2 pseudogenes are annotated in these 18,655 nt (G+C 72.5%); both read left to right on the forward strand.

The features are described from left to right. Positions 1-13: 13 nt before the first annotated feature. Positions 14-13,291: pseudogene (locus ACJX2R_RS45665) on the forward strand (type I polyketide synthase); the annotation flags it as partial. A gap of 180 nt (positions 13,292-13,471) precedes the next feature. Then, positions 13,472-18,607, forward strand: a pseudogene (locus ACJX2R_RS45670) (beta-ketoacyl synthase N-terminal-like domain-containing protein); the annotation flags it as partial. Between the last annotated feature and the right edge of the window lie 48 nt (positions 18,608-18,655).

Here is an 18,655-nt window from a genome sequence, read left to right on the forward strand (position 1 = left end):
CGCCATCGTGGCGATGAGCTGCCGCTTCCCCGGAGGCGTGGAGACCCCGCAGGACCTGTGGCGACTCCTGGCCGAGGGTGGCGACGGCATCGCCGGATTCCCCGGCGACCGTGGCTGGGACGTCGAGGGCATGTACCACCCGGACCCCGACCACCCGGGCACGTTCTACGCCCGCGAGGGCGGCTTCCTCTACGGGGCGCCCCAGTTCGACCCCGGGTTCTTCGGGATCTCGCCGCGCGAGGCGGTCGCCATGGACCCGCAGCAGCGGCTGCTGCTGGAGACGTCGTGGGAGGCGTTCGAGAACGCGGGCGTCAAACCGGCCTCGCTGCGCGGCACCCGGACCGGAGTGTTCGTCGGCACCAACGGCCAGGACTACTCCACGATCATGCTCGACGCCCCCGAGGACTTCGCGGGCCACGTGGGTACGGGCAGCGCGGCCAGCGTGGTGTCCGGCCGCATCTCGTACACGTTCGGCCTCGAGGGGCCGGCCATGACGGTGGACACGGCATGTTCCTCGTCGCTGGTGGCGCTGCATCTCGCGGCACAGGCGCTGCGCCAGGGTGAGTGCGATCTGGCGCTGGCCGGTGGTGTGTCGGTGATGTCGACACCGGGTGCCTTCGTGGAGTTCAGCCGCCAGCGCGGCCTGGCTCCCGACGGCCGCTGCAAGCCGTTCGCCGAGGGTGCGGACGGCACCGGCTGGTCCGAGGGCGTGGGCATGCTGCTCGTGGAGCGCCTGTCCGACGCCCGGCGCAATGGCCACCAGGTGCTGGCGATCGTGCGGGGCTCCGCCGTGAACCAGGACGGAGCCTCGAATGGTCTGACGGCGCCGAACGGCCCCTCGCAGCAGCGGGTGATCCGGCAGGCGCTGGAGAGCGCCGGACTGTCGCCCGCCGAGGTGGACGCCGTGGAGGCGCACGGCACCGGTACGACGCTGGGTGACCCGATCGAGGCGCAGGCGCTGCTCGCGACCTACGGTCAGGGCCGCCCGGAGGGCCGCCCGCTGTGGCTGGGCGCCATCAAGTCCAACATCGGCCACACGCAGGCCGCCGCGGGCGTGGCCGGGGTCATCAAGATGGTGATGGCCATGCGCGCGGGCGTGCTGCCGCGGACGCTGCATGTGAACGAGCCGTCGCGGCAGGTGGACTGGTCGGCGGGTGAGGTGCGGCTGCTGACCGAGGCCACCGAGTGGCCGGAGACGGGACAGCCGCGCCGCGCGGGTGTCTCCTCGTTCGGGCTGAGCGGAACCAACGCGCACACCATCATCGAGCAGGCTCCTGACCTGGAAGAGGCCATGGCCCCGGAGGCGGCCGGGCCCGAGGTGTCGGTGTCGACGGCCGTGGTGCCGTGGCTGGTCTCCGGGCAGAGCCGGGAGGCCCTGCGGGCACAGGCCGAGCGGCTGTACGGGCATGTGGCGGCACGGGAAGACATCGGCGTGCTCGACGTCGGACACACGCTGGCGTCCAGGTCGGTGTTCGAGCACCGGGCCGTGCTGGTGGGTGAGGACCGGGAGACCCTTCTGCGTGGCCTCCAGGCCGTCGCGGAGGGCGGGATCGCCTCGGGAGTCGTCCAGGGGCAGGCCGTAACGGGTGGGAAGTCGGCGTTCCTGTTCTCCGGCCAGGGCGCGCAGCGCCTCGGCATGGGCCGTGAGCTGTACGACGCCTTCCCGGTGTTCGCGCGGGCGCTGGACGAGGTGTGCGCGCACCTCGATGTGCTGCTGGACCGTCCGCTGAAGGACGTGATGTTCGCGGCCGAGGGGAGCGCGGACGCCGAGCTGCTGGATCAGACGGCGTTCACCCAGCCCGCGCTGTTCGCGGTCGAGGTGGCGCTGTTCCGGCTGCTGGAGCACTGGGGCATCGCCCCGGATGTGGTGATCGGTCACTCCATCGGTGAGATCGCGGCCGCGCATGTGGCCGGGGTGTTCTCGCTGGAGGACGCGTGCGTGCTGGTGGCGGCCCGTGGCCGGCTGATGCAGGCGCTGCCCGAGGGCGGCGCGATGGTCGCCGTCGAGGCCTCGGAGGAGGAGATCTCCGGTTCGCTGGCCGGTCGTGCGGCCGAGGTGAGCATCGCCGCGGTCAACGGCCCGACGGCCGTGGTGATCGCGGGTGATGAGGCGGCGGCGCTGGAGATCGCCGGGCAGTGGAGGGAGCAGGGCCGTAAGACCCGCCGGCTGCGGGTCAGCCACGCCTTCCACTCGCCGCGCATGGACGCGATGCTGAACGACTTCCGTGACGTCGTCTCCGGCCTGTCCTTCCAGGCACCGTCCATCGCCCTGGTCTCCAATGTGACCGGCGAGGCGGCGGAGGCGGCCGAGCTGTGCTCCCCGGAGTACTGGGTGCGGCATGTGCGCGAGGCCGTGCGCTTCGCCGACGGCATGCGGGCACTCACCGTCCAGGGCGTCACCAGGTTCCTGGAGGTCGGCCCCGACGGTGTGCTTTCCGCGATGGCGCGGGACTGCCTGACGGAGGACCAGGCTGCGGCCTCGGCCGTGGTGCCGGTGCTGCGCAAGGACCGTCCCGAGGCCCAGGCGCTGACGATGGCGCTGGCCGAACTCCATGTCCACGGAGGTTCGGTGGAGTGGGAGTCCGTCGTCGCCGGGCGCGGTGCGCGCACGGTGGAGCTGCCGACGTACGCCTTCCAGCGTGAGCGGTACTGGCCCGAGGTGTCCCTCAGCGGATGGGGCACACCGGGCGCCGTGGACTCGGTGGACGCGCGGTTCTGGGAAGCGGTCGAGCGCGAGGACCTCGAAGCGCTCGCCGCGACGCTCGACGTCGACGGCGAGACGCCGCTGAGCGCGGTGCTGCCCGCGCTGTCCACGTACCACCGCACCAGGCGCGACCAGTCCACGATCGACAACTGGCGCTACCGGGTGACATGGAAGCCGGTTCCGGACACGGCCGATGGATCGCTGTCGGGGACGTGGCTGGTGGTGGTTCCGGCCTCGTGGTCCGAGGACGAGCTGGTGGCGGAGGTCGTCTCCGGGCTCGAACGGCATGGCGCGGACGTGGTGTCGCTGGTGGCGGACGAGGGGGACCTCGACGCCCAGTCGCTGGGGGAGCGGCTGCGTGGGGCGATCGCCGACGCGCCCGCCCTGGGCGGCGTGTTGTCGCTGCTCGCCCTGGACGAGGAGCCCTGCCCGGGACACCCCGCGCTCCCCAGCGGTCTCGCGCTGACGCTGACCCTGGTGCGGGCCATGGCGGACACCGGCATCGAGGCCTCGCTGTGGTGCGGTACCCGCGGCGCCGTGTCGGTGGGCCGCTCCGAACGGCTCGGCCACCCGACACAGGCGATGGTGTGGGCGCTGGGCCGGGTGGCCGCGCTGGAACTGCCGCAGCTGTGGGGCGGTCTGGTCGACCTGCCCGCGTCCCTGGACGAGCGTGCGGTCACGCGGCTGGCCGCTGTGCTGTCCGCGGACGCCGCGGAGACCGCTGAAGACCAGGTGGCGGTGCGCGGTTCCGGGGTGTTCGCACGCCGCCTGACCCGGTCGGCCGCCCCCGCGACCGACGGGACGACGTGGCGGGCGCGTGGCACGGTCCTGGTGACCGGTGGCACGGGTGCGCTGGGCGGTCAGGTGGCCCGCTGGCTGGTGCGCAACGGCGCCGAGCACCTGGTGCTGACCAGCCGTCGTGGCATCGACGCGCCGGGCGCGCCCGAGCTGCGCGAGGAGCTGGAGGCGCTGGGCGCCCGGGTGACCGTGGCGGCCTGCGACGTGGCCGACCGCGAGCGACTGGCCGCGGTCCTGGACGCCGTGCCGGAGGAGTTTCCGCTGACGGCGGTGGTCCACGCGGCGGGCGCCAACGCGGCCGGGCCGCTGGCCGAGACCGGGCTGGCCGACGCCGCCGCCGTGGTCTCCGGCAAGGTGGCGGGCGCCGTCAACCTGGATGAGCTGCTCGGCGACCGTGAGCTCGACGCGTTCGTGGTCTTCTCCTCGATCGCGGGTGTGTGGGGCAGCGGTGGCCAGGCCGCGTACGGTGCGGCCAACGCCTATCTGGACGCGCTGGTGGAGGACCGCCGTGCGCGGGGCCTCGCCGGTACGGCTGTCGCCTGGGGGCCCTGGGCCGAGGGCGGCATGGCGGCCGGAGACGACGGCTTGGCCCGCCGCGGTCTGCCCATGATGGCGCCGGGCCTGGCGATCGCCGCGCTTCAGGGGGCGGTCGCGGGTGACGACGGCCTGGTGACGGTCGCCGATGTGGACTGGGAGCGATTCGCCCCCGCGTTCACCATCGGGCGGCCCAGCCCGCTCCTCGGCGATCTGCCCGAGGTGCGGCGGGCGCTGGCGACCGCCGCGAACACCGAAGGCACCGGCACCGGCTCGGCACTGCGGGAGCGCCTGACGGGACTCACCGAGGCCGAGATCGACCGGACCCTGCTCGACCTGGTGCGCGCCCACGCCGCCGCGGTTCTCGGCTTCGCCGGGGCGGAGGCGGTCGAGCCCGCGCGTGCGTTCAAGGAACTGGGCTTCGACTCGCTGACGGCGGTGGAGTTCCGTAACCGGCTGAACGCGGAGACCGGTCTTGTGCTGCCGGCCACGCTGGTCTTCGACTACCCGAGCGCCGCTGTGCTGGCCGACCATCTGCGTGCCGAGGTGCTGGGGACGCGGGGCGCGGTGGCCACGCCGTCGGCGGTGGCGGCTCCGGTCGATGACGACCCGATCGCGATCGTCGGGATGAGCTGCCGCTTCCCCGGCGGTGTGCGCAGCCCGGAGGAGCTGTGGAACCTCGTCGCGGCCGGTACGGACGCCATCACGGACTTCCCCTCCGACCGTGGGTGGGACGTCGACGGGATGTACGACCCCGACCCGGAGAGCTCGGGCACGTTCTACGCCCGTGAGGGTGGGTTCCTCGACGGGGCGAGCGAGTTCGACGCGGCGTTCTTCGGGATCTCGCCGCGTGAGGCGCTCGCCATGGATCCGCAGCAGCGACTGCTGCTGGAGACCTCCTGGGAGGCGTTCGAGCGGGCCGGTATCGACCCGGCGTCCGTGCGCGGCAACCAGATCGGTGTCTACGTCGGCGCCGCGACCTCCGGCTACGGAACGGGGCTGCACGAGATCCCCGAGGGGCTCGAAGGGCAGATGCTGACCGGCAGCGCCACCTCCGTGGTGTCGGGCCGCGTCTCCTACACGTTGGGCCTCGAGGGGCCCGCGCTGACGGTGGACACGGCGTGCTCGTCGTCGCTGGTCGCCCTCCACCAGGCCGCGCAGGCGCTGCGCCAGGGCGAGTGTTCCATGGCGCTCGCCGGTGGCGTCACCGTGATGACCAGCCCGGCCGCCTTCGTGGAGTTCAGCCGGCAGCGTGGGCTCGCCCCCGACGGCCGGTGCAAGCCGTTCGCGGACGCGGCCGATGGCACCGGCTGGTCCGAGGGTGTGGGCATGCTGCTCGTGGAGCGGCTGTCCGACGCCCGGCGCAACGGCCACCAGGTGCTGGCGATCGTGCGGGGCTCCGCCGTGAACCAGGACGGTGCCTCGAACGGTCTGACGGCCCCGAACGGCCCCTCGCAGCAGCGGGTCATCCGCCAGGCCCTGGCCAACGCCCGGCTGTCGCCCGCCGACGTCCAGGTGATCGAGGCGCATGGCACGGGTACGACGCTGGGCGACCCGATCGAGGCACAGGCGCTGCTGGCCACTTACGGCCAGGAGCGCCCGGAGAACCTGCCGCTCTGGCTCGGATCGATCAAGTCGAACATCGGCCACACCCAGGCCGCCGCCGGTGTCGCCGGTGTCATCAAGATGGTGATGGCCATGCGGCACGGAGTGTTGCCGCGGACGCTGCATGTGGATGAGCCGTCGCGCGAGGTGGACTGGTCCGCGGGCGAGGTGCGCCTGCTGACGGAGGCCGCCGCATGGCCCGCGACCGAGCAGCCGCGCCGGGCCGGTGTCTCCGCCTTCGGCGTGAGCGGCACCAACGCGCACACCATCATCGAGCAGGCTCCGGTCCTGGACGAGGCGGAGTCCGCCCCGGCGGCTCCCGCCGACGACCACGGCATGGCCCCCTGGGTGCTCTCCGCCCGGAGCCCGGAAGCCCTGCGCGACCAGGCCGAGCGGCTGCGCGCCCACCTCTCCGAAGGGGCCGGGTCCGGCGTTCTGGACATCGCCGAATCGCTGGTCGCCACGCGATCGGTGTTCGAGCACCGCGCGGTGCTGCTGGGCACCGAACGCGAGACGCTGCTGCGCGGCCTGGAAACCGTAGCCGCCGGCGACGACGCCCCCGGCATCGTCCAGGGGCAGTCGGCCACGGGCGGGAAGACCGCGTTCATGTTCACCGGCCAGGGCGCGCAGCGCCTGGGCATGGGCCGGGAACTGTACGACGTCTTCCCGGTGTTCGCCGGTGCCCTGGACGAGGTGTGCGCGCGGCTCGACCTGCTGCTGGACCGTCCGCTGCGGGACGTGATGTTCGCGGCCGAGGGGAGCGCGGACGCCGAGCTGCTGGATCAGACGGCGTTCACCCAGCCCGCGCTGTTCGCGGTCGAGGTGGCGCTGTTCCGGCTGCTGGAGCACTGGGGCGTCACCCCGGATGTGGTGATCGGCCACTCCATCGGTGAGATCGCCGCGGCCCATGTGGCCGGGGTGTTCTCCCTGGACGACGCCTGCGCGCTGGTGGCCGCCCGTGGCCGGCTGATGCAGGCCCTGCCCGCCGGTGGGGCGATGGTCGCCATCGAGGCGTCGGAGGAGGAGATCGCCCCGTCGCTGGCCGGTCGTGCGGCCGAGGTGAGCCTCGCCGCCGTCAACGGCCCGACGGCCGTGGTCATCGCCGGTGACGAGGAAGCGGCGCTGGAAATCGCCGGACAGTGGGCGGAACAGGGCCGTAAGACCCGCCGCCTCAGCGTCAGCCACGCCTTCCACTCCCCGCACATGGACGCGATGCTGGACGACTTCCGCGCGGTCGCGGGGACGCTCGCGTACCACAGCCCGTCCACCGTGCTCATCTCCAATGTCACGGGTGAGCAGGCCGGGGCCGAGGAGGTGTGCTGGCCGGAGTACTGGGTGCGGCACGTACGGGAGACCGTCCGCTTCCGCAACGGAGTGCGGTCCCTCGAAGCCCAGGGTGTCACCGCCTACATCGAGGTGGGCCCCGACGGCGTACTGTCCGCGATGGCCCAGGACTGCCTGACCGAGCCGGTCGACGACATCGCGGCCGAGGGCACACCGGCCCCGCTGCTGGTTCCGGTGCTGCGCAAGGACCGCCCCGACACACAGGCGCTCGTCGCGGCGCTCGCCGAGATGCACGTCCACGGCGAAACCGTCGACTGGCGGGCCTTCTTCGCCGGACGCGGCGCCCGCCGCGTGGACCTTCCGACCTACGCGTTCCAGCACCAGCGCTACTGGCTGGAGGCCGGTGCCTTGGCGGGAGACGCCGCGGCCTTTGGCCTCGACCCCGCCGATCACCCGCTGCTGGGCGGAGCCGTCCCCCTCGCGGGCGCCGACGGCCTGGTGTTCACCGGAACGCTCTCGCTGCACACCCAGCCCTGGCTGGCCGACCACGTCCTGCGCGGCGAGGCGGTCCTGGCCACCACGGCCCTCGTCGAACTGGCCATTCGCGCCGGTGACGAGGTCGGCCTCGGCCGGGTGGAAGAACTGGTCATCCAGGCGCCGCTGGTCCTTCCCCGAGGGGGCGGCGTCCAGATCCAGCTCTTCCTCGGCGAGGAGGACGAGTACGGCACCCGCTCGCTGGAGATGTACTCGCGGGTGGCCGAGCCGGAGGGCGAGGACGAGTGGATCTGCCACGCCAGCGGTGTGCTCGCCCCGGAGCCGGACGACGCCGCGACCGCCGAAGGGGCGGCGCGCTTCGACTCCACCGCGTGGCCCCCGCCCGGCGCCGAACGCGTCGATGTGGACGGGCTGTACGAGACGCTCACCGACAGCGGCCTCGTCTACGGCCCCTCGTTCCGTGGGCTGCGAGCCGTGTGGCAGCGCGAGGACGAGGTGTTCGCGGAGGTCAGCCTGGCTGAGGAGTCCGTCGTGGACGCCCAGCGGTTCGGGTTGCACCCCGCCCTTCTGGACGCGGCGCTACAGCCGCTCGGCCTCGGGGTGCTGGACGGTGTGGGGCGCGGCCGCATGCTGTTCAGCCTGGCCGGGGTGTCGCTGTACGCGGCCGGTGCTTCCGCGCTGCGTGTCCGGCTCGCCCGGACGGGCCCGGAGACCCTCTCCCTGGCGGCGGTTGACGGAGCCGGGGAAGCCGTGCTCTCCGCCGACGCGCTGACGCTGCGCCAGGTCGCCACGGAGCAGCAGGAGAACACCTCGGCGGTGGATACGGTCGAGACCGGCACCTCTCCCGAGGTAACCACCCCCGTCGAGGAAACCCCCGCCAAGCCTTCCCGTCGGCGTAAGACCACCCGGCGCACCGCCAAGCGGGGCGCCGGATCGGACTCCGGACCGCTCGCCGCGCTGCGGGAGCGGCTGACCGGGCTCTCCGAGCCGGAGCAGGACCGTGTGCTGCTCGATGTGATCCGCACGCATGTCGCGGGCGTGCTCGGACACGCCTCCGCCGACGCGGTCCAGGGTTCGCAGGCGTTCAAGGACCTCGGCTTCAGCTCGCTGACCGCGGTCGAGTTCCGTAACCGGGTGAGCAAGGCCACCGGCCTGCGGCTCCCGGCGACGGCGGTGTTCGACTACCCGACCCCCGCCGAACTGGCGAAGTTCGCCCGTGCCGAGGTGCTCGGCGCGCGGACCGGAGCGCTCCAGCCGGTGCCGGTAGCGGTGGCGGGCAACGACGATCCGATTGTGATCGTGGGGATGAGCTGCCGCTATCCCGGAGGGGTGACCACCCCCGAGGATCTGTGGGATCTCGTCGCCCAGGGCCGGGACGGCATCTCGCCCTTCCCGACGGACCGTGGCTGGGACGTGGAGAACATCTACGACCCGGACCCGGACGAGCCCGGCAAGTGCTACACGCAGGAAGGTGGCTTCCTGCACAACGCCAGCCAGTTCGACCCGGCGTTCTTCGGGATCTCGCCGCGTGAGGCGATAGCGATGGACCCGCAGCACCGACTGCTGCTGGAAACCTCATGGGAGGCACTGGAGCGGGCCGGTATCGACCCGGTCTCGGCGAAGGGCAGCCAGACCGGCGTCTTCGCCGGCGTGACCTATCAGGACTACGGCGGTGTCCTCGCCGGATCCCAGGAGGCCGTCGAGGGCCTTGTCGGCACCGGTGTCTCGCCGAGCGTGCTCTCGGGCCGTATCTCCTACACCATGGGCCTCGAAGGGCCCGCCATGACGGTGGACACCGCGTGCTCGTCGTCGCTGGTCGCCCTGCACCTCGCGTGGCAGGCACTGCGCCAGGGTGAGTGCTCGCTGGCTCTCGCCGGTGGTGTGACGGTGATGTCCACCCCGATGTCGCTGATCGAGTTCAGCCGGCAGCGTGCCCTCGCCTCCGACGGCCGCAGCAAGCCGTTCTCGGCCGCCGCGGACGGTGCGAGCTGGGCCGAAGGCGTCGGCATGCTCGTCCTCGAGCGGCTGTCGGACGCCCGCCGCAACGGACACCCGGTGCTCGCCGTGGTGCGGGGCAGCGCGGTGAACCAGGACGGTGCGTCCAACGGTCTGACGGCGCCCAACGGTCCCTCGCAGCAGCGGGTCATCCGGCAGGCGCTGGCGAACGCCCGTCTGTCGGCCGCCGAGGTGGACGCCGTGGAGGCGCACGGTACGGGTACGTCGCTGGGCGACCCGATCGAGGCGCAGGCGCTGCTGGCCACCTACGGCCAGGAGCGCCCCGAGGGCGAGCCGTTGTGGCTGGGCGCCATCAAGTCGAACATCGGCCACTCGCAGGCGGCCGCGGGCGTGGGCGGCATCATCAAGATGGTGATGGCGATGCGTCACGGTGTGCTGCCGAAGACGCTGCACCTCGACGAGCCCTCGCCGCACGTGGACTGGACGGAGGGCGACGTCGAGCTGCTGGCCGAGGCCAGGCCGTGGCCCGAGACCGGGCATCCGCGGCGTGCGGGTGTGTCGGCGTTCGGCATGAGCGGCACCAACGTGCACACCATCCTGGAGCAGGCTCCGGAGGCCGAGGCGGCCGAGATCGAGGTCGCCGAGGTCGCCGATGGCCCGGTGACATGGGTCGTGGCGGGCAAGAGCAACGACGCGGTCCTGGACCAGGCCGAGCAGCTGCGGGAGTTCGTGGCCGAGCGCCCGGAGCTGCGTCCCGCCGATGTGGCGCACTCCCTCGCGACCACCAGGTCCGCGTTCCAGTACCGGGCCGCAGTGACCGGGACCGGCCGGGAGGAACTCCTCGAGCGTCTGGCGGCGGTGGCCGAGGGCGCCAAGGCACCGGGCGTGGTCCGCGCGAGCGCCATCGAGGCACCGGGCCGTTCGGTGTTCGTCTTCCCCGGCCAGGGGGCGCAGTGGGCCGGTATGGCGGTGGGCTTGCTGGAGTCCTCGCCGGTGTTCGCGGAGGCGATAGCCGAGTGTGAGACGGCTCTGTCGGCGTATGTGGACTGGTCGTTGACCGAGGTGCTGCGTGGCGCCGAGGGCGCTCCGGGCTTCGACCGGGTGGATGTCGTTCAGCCGGTGCTGTTCGCGGTGATGGTGTCGCTGGCGAGGCTGTGGCGTTCGGTGGGTGTGGAACCGGACGCCGTGATGGGGCACAGCCAGGGCGAGATCGCCGCGGCCTGTGTCGCGGGCGCGCTGTCGCTGGAGGACGCGGCGAAGGTGGTGACCCTGCGGTCGCAGGCGATCGCGGCCGGTCTGGCGGGTCGTGGTGGCATGGTGTCGGTCGGGCTGCCGGTCGACCAGGTCAAGGACCGTATCGCCGCCTGGGACGGTGGAATATCCGTTGCGGCGGTCAACGGTCCCGGCTCGGTCGTGGTGTCCGGGGACCCGGGTGCGCTGGATGAGATGGTCGCCCAGATGGAGGGTGAGGAGGTGCGGGTCCGCCGGGTTCCGGTGGACTACGCCTCGCACTCCGCACATGTGGAGGCGATCCACGAGGAGCTGCTGAAGGTCCTGGCGGACCTGGAGCCGCGTTCCTCTGAGGTGCCGTTCTACTCGACGGTGACCGGCGAGCTGGTGGACACCGCCGGGCTGGACGCCGAGTACTGGTACCGCAACCTCCGGCAGACCGTCGAGCTGGAAGCCACCACCCGCACCCTGCTCGGCACCGGCCACGGCGTGTTCATCGAGGTGAGCCCGCACCCCGTCCTCACCCTTCCCGTTCAGCAGACCGTGGAGGCCGCTGAGGCGCGGGCGGTGGTCGTCGGCACGCTGCGGCGTGACGAGGGCGGCCTGGAGCGGTTCCTGACCTCGATCGGCGAGCTCCATGTCAACGGGGCCGACGTCGACTGGCGGAAGGTGTTCGCCGGACACGGCGCCCGCCAGATCGACCTGCCGACCTACGCCTTCCAGCGGCAGCGGTACTGGCCGCAGCCGGCCGAGGGCGGCACGTTCGGCAACGCCCCCGTGTCCGAGGCCGACTCGGTGGACGCCCGGTTCTGGGAGGCCGTCGAGCGCGAGGACCTCGAGACACTGGCGCAGACGCTGGAGCTCGACGGCGAGGCGCCGCTGAGCGCGGTGCTGCCCGCCCTGTCGTCGTACCGGCGAGGCAGGCGTGACCGCTCGACGGTCGACAACTGGCGCTACCGGATCAACTGGAAGCCCCTCATCGACCAGCCGTCGTCCGGCTCCGACCAGGAGCAGGGCGCCCCGATCACCGGTACGTGGGCGATCGTGGTCCCGCCGGTCGACACCGCCCGTGAACTGGCCGAGCGCATCGCCCGGGACGTGGAGCGCCACGGGGCCCGCATGGTGCGGATCGACCTGGACGCGACGGAGCCGGAGCGGTCGTCGCTGGTCGAGCTCATCCGGGCCGCGGCCCCCGGCACACCCGCCACGGACGGCTCCGAGCAGGAGGGGAAGCCCGCGATCGACGGTGTGCTCTCCCTGCTCGCGCTGGACGAGGAGGCGCTCGCCGAACACCCGGGCGTGCCGCGCGGCTTCGCCGCCACCGTGACCCTGGTCCAGGCGCTGAGCGACATCGACATCGATGTGCCGCTGTGGCTCGCCACCACCGGAGCCGTGTCCGTGGGCCGCTCCGACCGGGTCGGCAGCGTCAAGCAGTCCCTGGTATGGGGTCTGGGCCGGGTGGTCGGCCTGGAGTACGCACAGCGCTGGGGCGGTCTCGTCGACCTCCCCGAGTCGCCGGACGCCATCGACGAGCGGGCGCTGAACCGTCTGGTCGGCCTGATCGGGCGCTCCGGTGACGAGGACCAGGTCGCGGTGCGCGCCTCCGGGGTCTTCGGCCGACGGCTCGTCCGGGCACCCCTGGGCGACACCCGGCCGGCCCGTACCTGGGAGCCTCGCGGCAGCGTCCTGATCACCGGTGGTACCGGTGCCATCGGTGGCCGCCTCGCCCGCTGGCTCGTCCAGGCCGGTGCCGAGCACCTGGTGCTGACCAGCCGCCGCGGCCTGGACGCCCCCGGCGCGGCCGAGCTGAGGGACGAACTGACCGCTCTCGGCGCGCGGGTCACCATCGCGGCCTGTGACGCCGCGGACCGTGGCGCGCTGCGTGAGCTCCTCGACGGGCTGCCCGCCGAGTACCCGCTGACCGCGGTGGTACACGCGGCCGGTGTGCTGGACGACGGCCTCATCGACACCCTCACCGTCCCCAGGACGCAGGGCGTCTTCCGGCCCAAGGTCGACGCCGTGGTGAACCTCCACGAGCTGACCCAGGACCTGGACCTGTCCGCGTTCATCCTCTTCTCCTCCTACGCCGGAACCGTCGGTGGTGCCGGTCAGGGCAGCTACGCCGCCGCGAACGCCTTCCTCGACGCCCTGGCGCAGCAGCGCCGGGCCCAGGGGCTGGCGGCCACCTCAGTGGCGTGGGGTGCCTGGGGCGGCGGTGGTCTGGTCGACGACGCCACCGCGGCCCAGCTGAAGCGGCGCGGTATGCCGGCGCTGGCGCCCGAACTCGCCGTCGACGCCCTTCAGCAGGCGCTCGACCACGAAGAGGTCGACATCACCGTCGCCGACGTGGACTGGGAGCGCTACGCCCCCGGGTTCGCCGCGGCCCGGCCGCGTCCCCTCCTGAACGAACTGCCGGAGGTGGGGCTGGCGCTGGAGGCGGCGGAGGCCGAGCTCGGTGCGGTCTCCGCCGGGCTGGCCACGCGCCTCCAAGGGCTGTCGCCCGCCGAACGCGAGGCGGAGGTGCTCGAGCTCGTCAGGTCGCACGCGGCCGAGGTGATCGGGTATCCGAGCGCCGACTCGGTGGAGCCGGACCGGGCCTTCCGGGACATCGGGTTCGACTCGCTGACCGCCGTGGAGCTGCGCAACGGCCTCTGCACGGCGGCCGGTGTGAACCTGCCGGTCACGGTGGCCTTCGACTACCCGACGCCCACGGTGCTCGCCGAGTTCATGCTCGGTGAGGTGCTGGGCACCGCCCCCGCGCCGGCCGATGACCTGCCGGTGGTGACGGGCACGGTCGTGGACGACGATCCGATCGCGATCGTGTCGATGAGCTGCCGCTTCCCCGGTGGAGTACGCACTCCTGAGGACCTGTGGCGGCTGGTCTCCGAGGGCAGCGACGCGATCAGCGCCTACCCGACCAACCGTGGCTGGGACCTCGACGAGCTCTACGGCCCGGACTCGGGGAACTCGGGCACCAGTGACTCGAGCGGCGGCGGCTTCGTCTATGACGCCGACGAGTTCGATCCGCAGTTCTTCGGGATCGCTCCGCGCGAGGCGCTGACCATCGACCCGCAGCAGCGGCTGCTGCTGGAGACCTCCTGGGAGGTGTTCGAGCGGGCGGGCATCGACCCCACGTCGCTCAAGGGAAGCCGGACGGGTGTCTTCGCGGGAAGCAACGGCCAGGACTACATCGGCCTGCTGCTGACCGCCCCGGGCGGACCCGAGGGCTACCTCGGAACGGGCAACGCGGCCAGTGTCGTATCGGGCCGTATCTCCTACACCTTCGGTCTCGAAGGACCGGCCGTCACGGTGGACACGGCGTGCTCGTCGTCGCTGGTGGCGCTGCACATGGCCGTGCAGTCGCTGCGCCAGGGCGAATGCTCCCTCGCGCTGGCCGGCGGTGTCACGATCATGTCCAGCCCGGGGTCGTTCGTGGACTTCAGCCGCCAGAAGGGGCTGTCGTCGGACGGGCGGTGCAAGGCGTTCGCCGCGTCGGCGGACGGCACGGGCTGGTCCGAGGGCGTCGGCGTGCTGCTGCTGGAGCGGCTGTCGGACGCGCGGCGCAACGGTCACCCGGTGATGGCGATCGTGCGCGGCTCCGCGATCAACCAGGACGGTGCGTCCAACGGCATCACGGCGCCCAACGGCCCGTCGCAGCAGCGGGTCATCCGCCAGGCGCTGGCCAGCGCCGACCTCGCCCCCCACCAGGTGCAGGCGGTCGAGGCACACGGCACCGGCACCCGGCTCGGCGACCCGATCGAGGCGCAGGCGCTGCTGGCCACCTACGGCCAGGGGCGGCCGGAGGACCAGCCGCTGTGGCTGGGCTCCATCAAGTCCAACCTCGGGCACACCCAGGCGGCCGCGGGCGTGGCCGGGATCATCAAGATGGTGATGGCCATGCGTGAGGGCGTGCTGCCGCGGACGCTCCATGTCGATGAGCCCACACCGCATGTGGACTGGACGGCGGGCGAGGTCCGGTTGCTGACCGCGCCGACCGCGTGGCCGGAGAACGGCGAACCGCGCCGGGCGGGCATCTCCTCGTTCGGCATCAGCGGCACCAATGCCCACACCATCATCGAGCAGGCCCCGGAGCCGGAGCCGGTGGAGCGGGTCCGTACGGACGACGCCCCCCGGGCCGACGCGGAAGCACTTCCCTGGACGGTCACCGGCAAGGGTGCCGAGGCGCTGCGCGCCCAGGCGAGGAACCTGCACGACTACGTGACGGCCCACCCCGAGCTCGACCTGAACGACGTGGGCCACTCGCTGGCGGCCACCCGGTCCGTCTTCGACCACCGCGCCGTGCTCCTGGGCGGCGACCGGGACGGGCTGCTCAGCGGTCTCGAGGCCATCGCCTCGGGTGCCACGGCCCCCGGAGTCGTCCAGGGATCCGTGGGCACGGCCGGCAAGACGGCGTTCCTGTTCTCGGGTCAGGGCGCGCAGCGTCCGGGCATGGGCCGGGAGCTGTACGACGCCTTCCCGGTGTTCGCCCGCGCCCTGGACGAGGTGTGCGCGTATCTCGATGTGCTGCTCGACCGGCCGCTCCAGGAGGTGATGTTCGCCGCCGAGGGCACCGCGGACGCCGAGCTGCTGAACCAGACGGCGTTCACCCAGCCCGCGCTCTTCGCCATCGAGGTGGCGCTGTTCCGGCTGCTGGAGCGCTGGGGCGTCACCGCGGACGTCCTGATCGGCCACTCGGTGGGCGAGGTCGCCGCGGCCCATGTGGCCGGGGTGCTCTCACTGGAGGACGCGTGTGCGCTCATCGCGGCGCGTGGCCGGCTGATGCAGGCGCTGCCGGAGGGCGGCGCGATGGTGGCCGTCCAGGCATCCGAGGAGGAGATCGCGGTATCGCTGGCCGGTCGTGAGGCCGAGGTGAGCATCGCCGCGGTCAATGGCCCGACGGCCGTGGTGATCGCGGGCGACGAGGCCGCGGCGCTGGAGATCGCCGAGCTGTGGGAGCAGGAGGGCCGCAAGACCCGCAGGCTGAAGGTCAGCCACGCCTTCCACTCGCCGCGCATGGACGCGATGCTGGACGACTTCCGTGACGTCGTCTCCGGCCTGTCCTTCCAGGCACCGTCGATCTCCCTGGTCTCCAACCTCACGGGTGCGTCGGCGGGAGCCGCCGAGGTGTGCTCGCCGGAGTACTGGGTGCGGCACGTGCGGGAGGCGGTGCGCTTCGCGGACGGGGTACGGGCCCTGGAGAAGCTCGGGGTGACCTCGTTCCTGGAGGTGGGACCCGACGGTGTGCTCACCGCGATGGCCCAGGACTGCCTGACGGCCGACGAGGCCGGAGACGCCCTCACCCTCGTCCCCGCGCTGCGCAAGAACCGCCCCGAGACCCAGTCGCTGACGACGGCGCTGGCCGAACTCCACGTCCACGGCACCACCGTGAACTGGTCGACGGCGTTCGCCGGACACGATGTGCGGCGGGTGGAACTGCCCACCTACGCCTTCCAGCGGCAGCGCTACTGGCCGAAGGCGCCCGGCCCGATGACCGGGGACGTCGCCTCCGCCGGGCTCAGCGCTCCCAACCACCCGCTGCTGGGTGCCGGAGTCGAGCTCGCGGGCAGCGATGGATTCCTGTTCACCAGCAGGCTGTCGGTGCAGAGCCAGCCGTGGCTCGCCGACCACGCGATCGGGGGCGCGGCGCTGTTCCCCGGGACCGGATTCCTCGAACTGGCCATCCGCGCCGCCGACCAGGTCGGCTGCGGCCGGGTCGAGGAGGTCACCCTGGCCACCCCGATGGTCCTGCCCGAGAACGCACCGGTCCAGGTGCAGCTCTGGGTGGGTGACACGGACGAGACGGGCTACCGCTCGCTCAGCCTGTACTCCCGCCCGGCCGACGCGTCCTCGGAGGAGCCGTGGACGCAGCACGCGGCCGGTGCGCTGGCCCCGGCCGGCCCCGAGCCGTCGTTCGACCTGAGCGCATGGCCCCCGGCGGACGCGGAAGCCCTGGACATCAGCGACTTCTACGAGCGCTTCGCCGCCACCGGCTTCGCCTACGGCCCGGTGTTCCAGGGCCTGCGGGCCGCCTGGCGCTCCGGCGACGACGTCTACGTCGAGGTCAGCCTCGGTGAGAAGCACGCGTCGGACGCGGTCGACTTCGGCCTCCACCCCGCCCTGCTGGACGCCGCCGTGCAGGCGGTGACCTTCGTGGCCCTGGAGGACGTCGGCCTCTCCCGGCTCCCGTTCTCCTGGAGCGGAGTGTCGCTCCACGCCGGTGGCGCCTCCACCCTTCGGGTGCGGCTCACCCAGCTCGGACCGGATTCCATCTCCCTCGCGGTGGCCGACGGAACCGGCCGCCCGGTGGCGTCGATCGAATCCCTCGTGCTGCGCCCGGTGTCGGTGGAACACATCGACTCGGCCAGGACGTCGGCGTTCCGCGACTCGCTGTTCACGCTGGACTGGACGGCCGTTCCGGCCATCGCTCCGGCCGAGGCGGCAACGGCCAAGTGGGCCGTGGTGGGCACCGACCACTACGGACTGGCCGCCGGCGCGATCGCCGGAGCCGAGGTGACCGCCTACGCCGATCTCGACGCGCTGGGCGCCGCGATCGACGGTGGCGCCGCTGCCCCGGAGGCCGTGCTGGTCTCCTACGCACCGGGCCTCGACGACGAGGCGGCCCGGGGCAAGCCCAAGAGCAAGGCGAAGGGGAAGGGCAAGGGCGGCAAGGCCAAGCGGGGCTCGGAGCCCGCGGGCGCCGTCCACGCGGTGACGCACCACACGCTCGGCATGATCCAGGGCTGGCTCGGCGACCGCCGGTTCGACTCCTCCCGACTGGTCTTCGTGACCTCCGGCGCCATGGCGCCCGAGGACCGCGACGAGACCCCGGACCTGATTCACGCACCCCTGTGGGGCATGGTGCGGTCCGCGCAGTCGGAGAACCCGAACTGCTTCGTCCTGGTGGACCTGGACCCGCAGGAGCCCGCCGAGGCGTCCAAGGCGGCACTGCCCGCCGTGCTCGCCGCCGACGAGCCGCAGGCCGTGGTCCGCGAGGGCACGGTGCTCGGCCAGCGGATGGCCCGGGTTTCCTCGGGTACCGCACTGCTGCCGCCCGCCGGAATCCGGGAATGGCGCCTGGACATGCACGCCAAGGGAACCCTGGAGAACCTGGCGCTGCTGCCCTGCCCCGTTGCCGCCGAAGCCCTGCGCGAGAACGAGATCAGGGTCGAGATGCGCGCCGCGGGTATGAACTTCCGCGATGTGCTCAACGCGCTGGGGATGTACCCCGGTGAGGCCGGGCCGCTCGGCGGCGAGGGCGCCGGTACCGTGACCGAGGTCGGCCCCGGAGTGACCGACGTGGCACCCGGTGACCGGGTGATGGGCATCTTCAGCGGGTCGTTCGGCCCGGTCGCCATCACCGACCGGCGGGTCGTCGCCCGGATCCCGGACGACTGGACGTTCGAGCAGGCGGCCTCCACCCCGATCGTGTTCCTGACGGCCTATTACGCCATGGTGGATCTGGGTGGTCTCCAGGCCGGTCAGTCGGTGCTGGTGCATTCGGCGGCCGGTGGTGTGGGCATGGCCACGCTCCAGTTGGCACGGCACCTCGGCGCCGAGGTCTTCGGTACGGCGAGCGAGGGCAAGTGGGACACCCTGCGGTCGCTGGGTCTGGACGACGAGCACATCGCGTCGTCGCGCACGCTGGACTTCGAGAAGCGCTTCTTGGATGTGACCGGCGGGCGCGGTATGGACGTGGTACTGGACTCGCTGGCGCGGGAGTTCGTGGACGCGGGCCTGCGCCTGCTGCCGAGCGGCGGCCGGTTCCTGGAGATGGGCAAGACCGACATCAGGGTGCCGGAGGAGGTGGCCGCCGAATACGACGGGGTCTCCTACCGGGCGTTCGATCTCATGGAGGCGGGACCCGATCGCATCCACGAGATGTGGGGCGAGCTGATCTCCCTGTTCGAGAGCGGGGTGCTGCGGCCCCTGCCGGTGCGCACCTGGGATGTCCGCAGGGCGCCCGAGGCCTTCCGCTTCATCAGCCAGGCCCGGCATACCGGCAAGGTGGCGCTGACCATCCCGAGGAGGCTGGACGGTTCGGGGACGGTG

This window comes from Streptomyces sp. Inha503 (assembly GCF_047215865.1).
GTDB lineage: Bacteria > Actinomycetota > Actinomycetes > Streptomycetales > Streptomycetaceae > Streptomyces > Streptomyces lycopersici.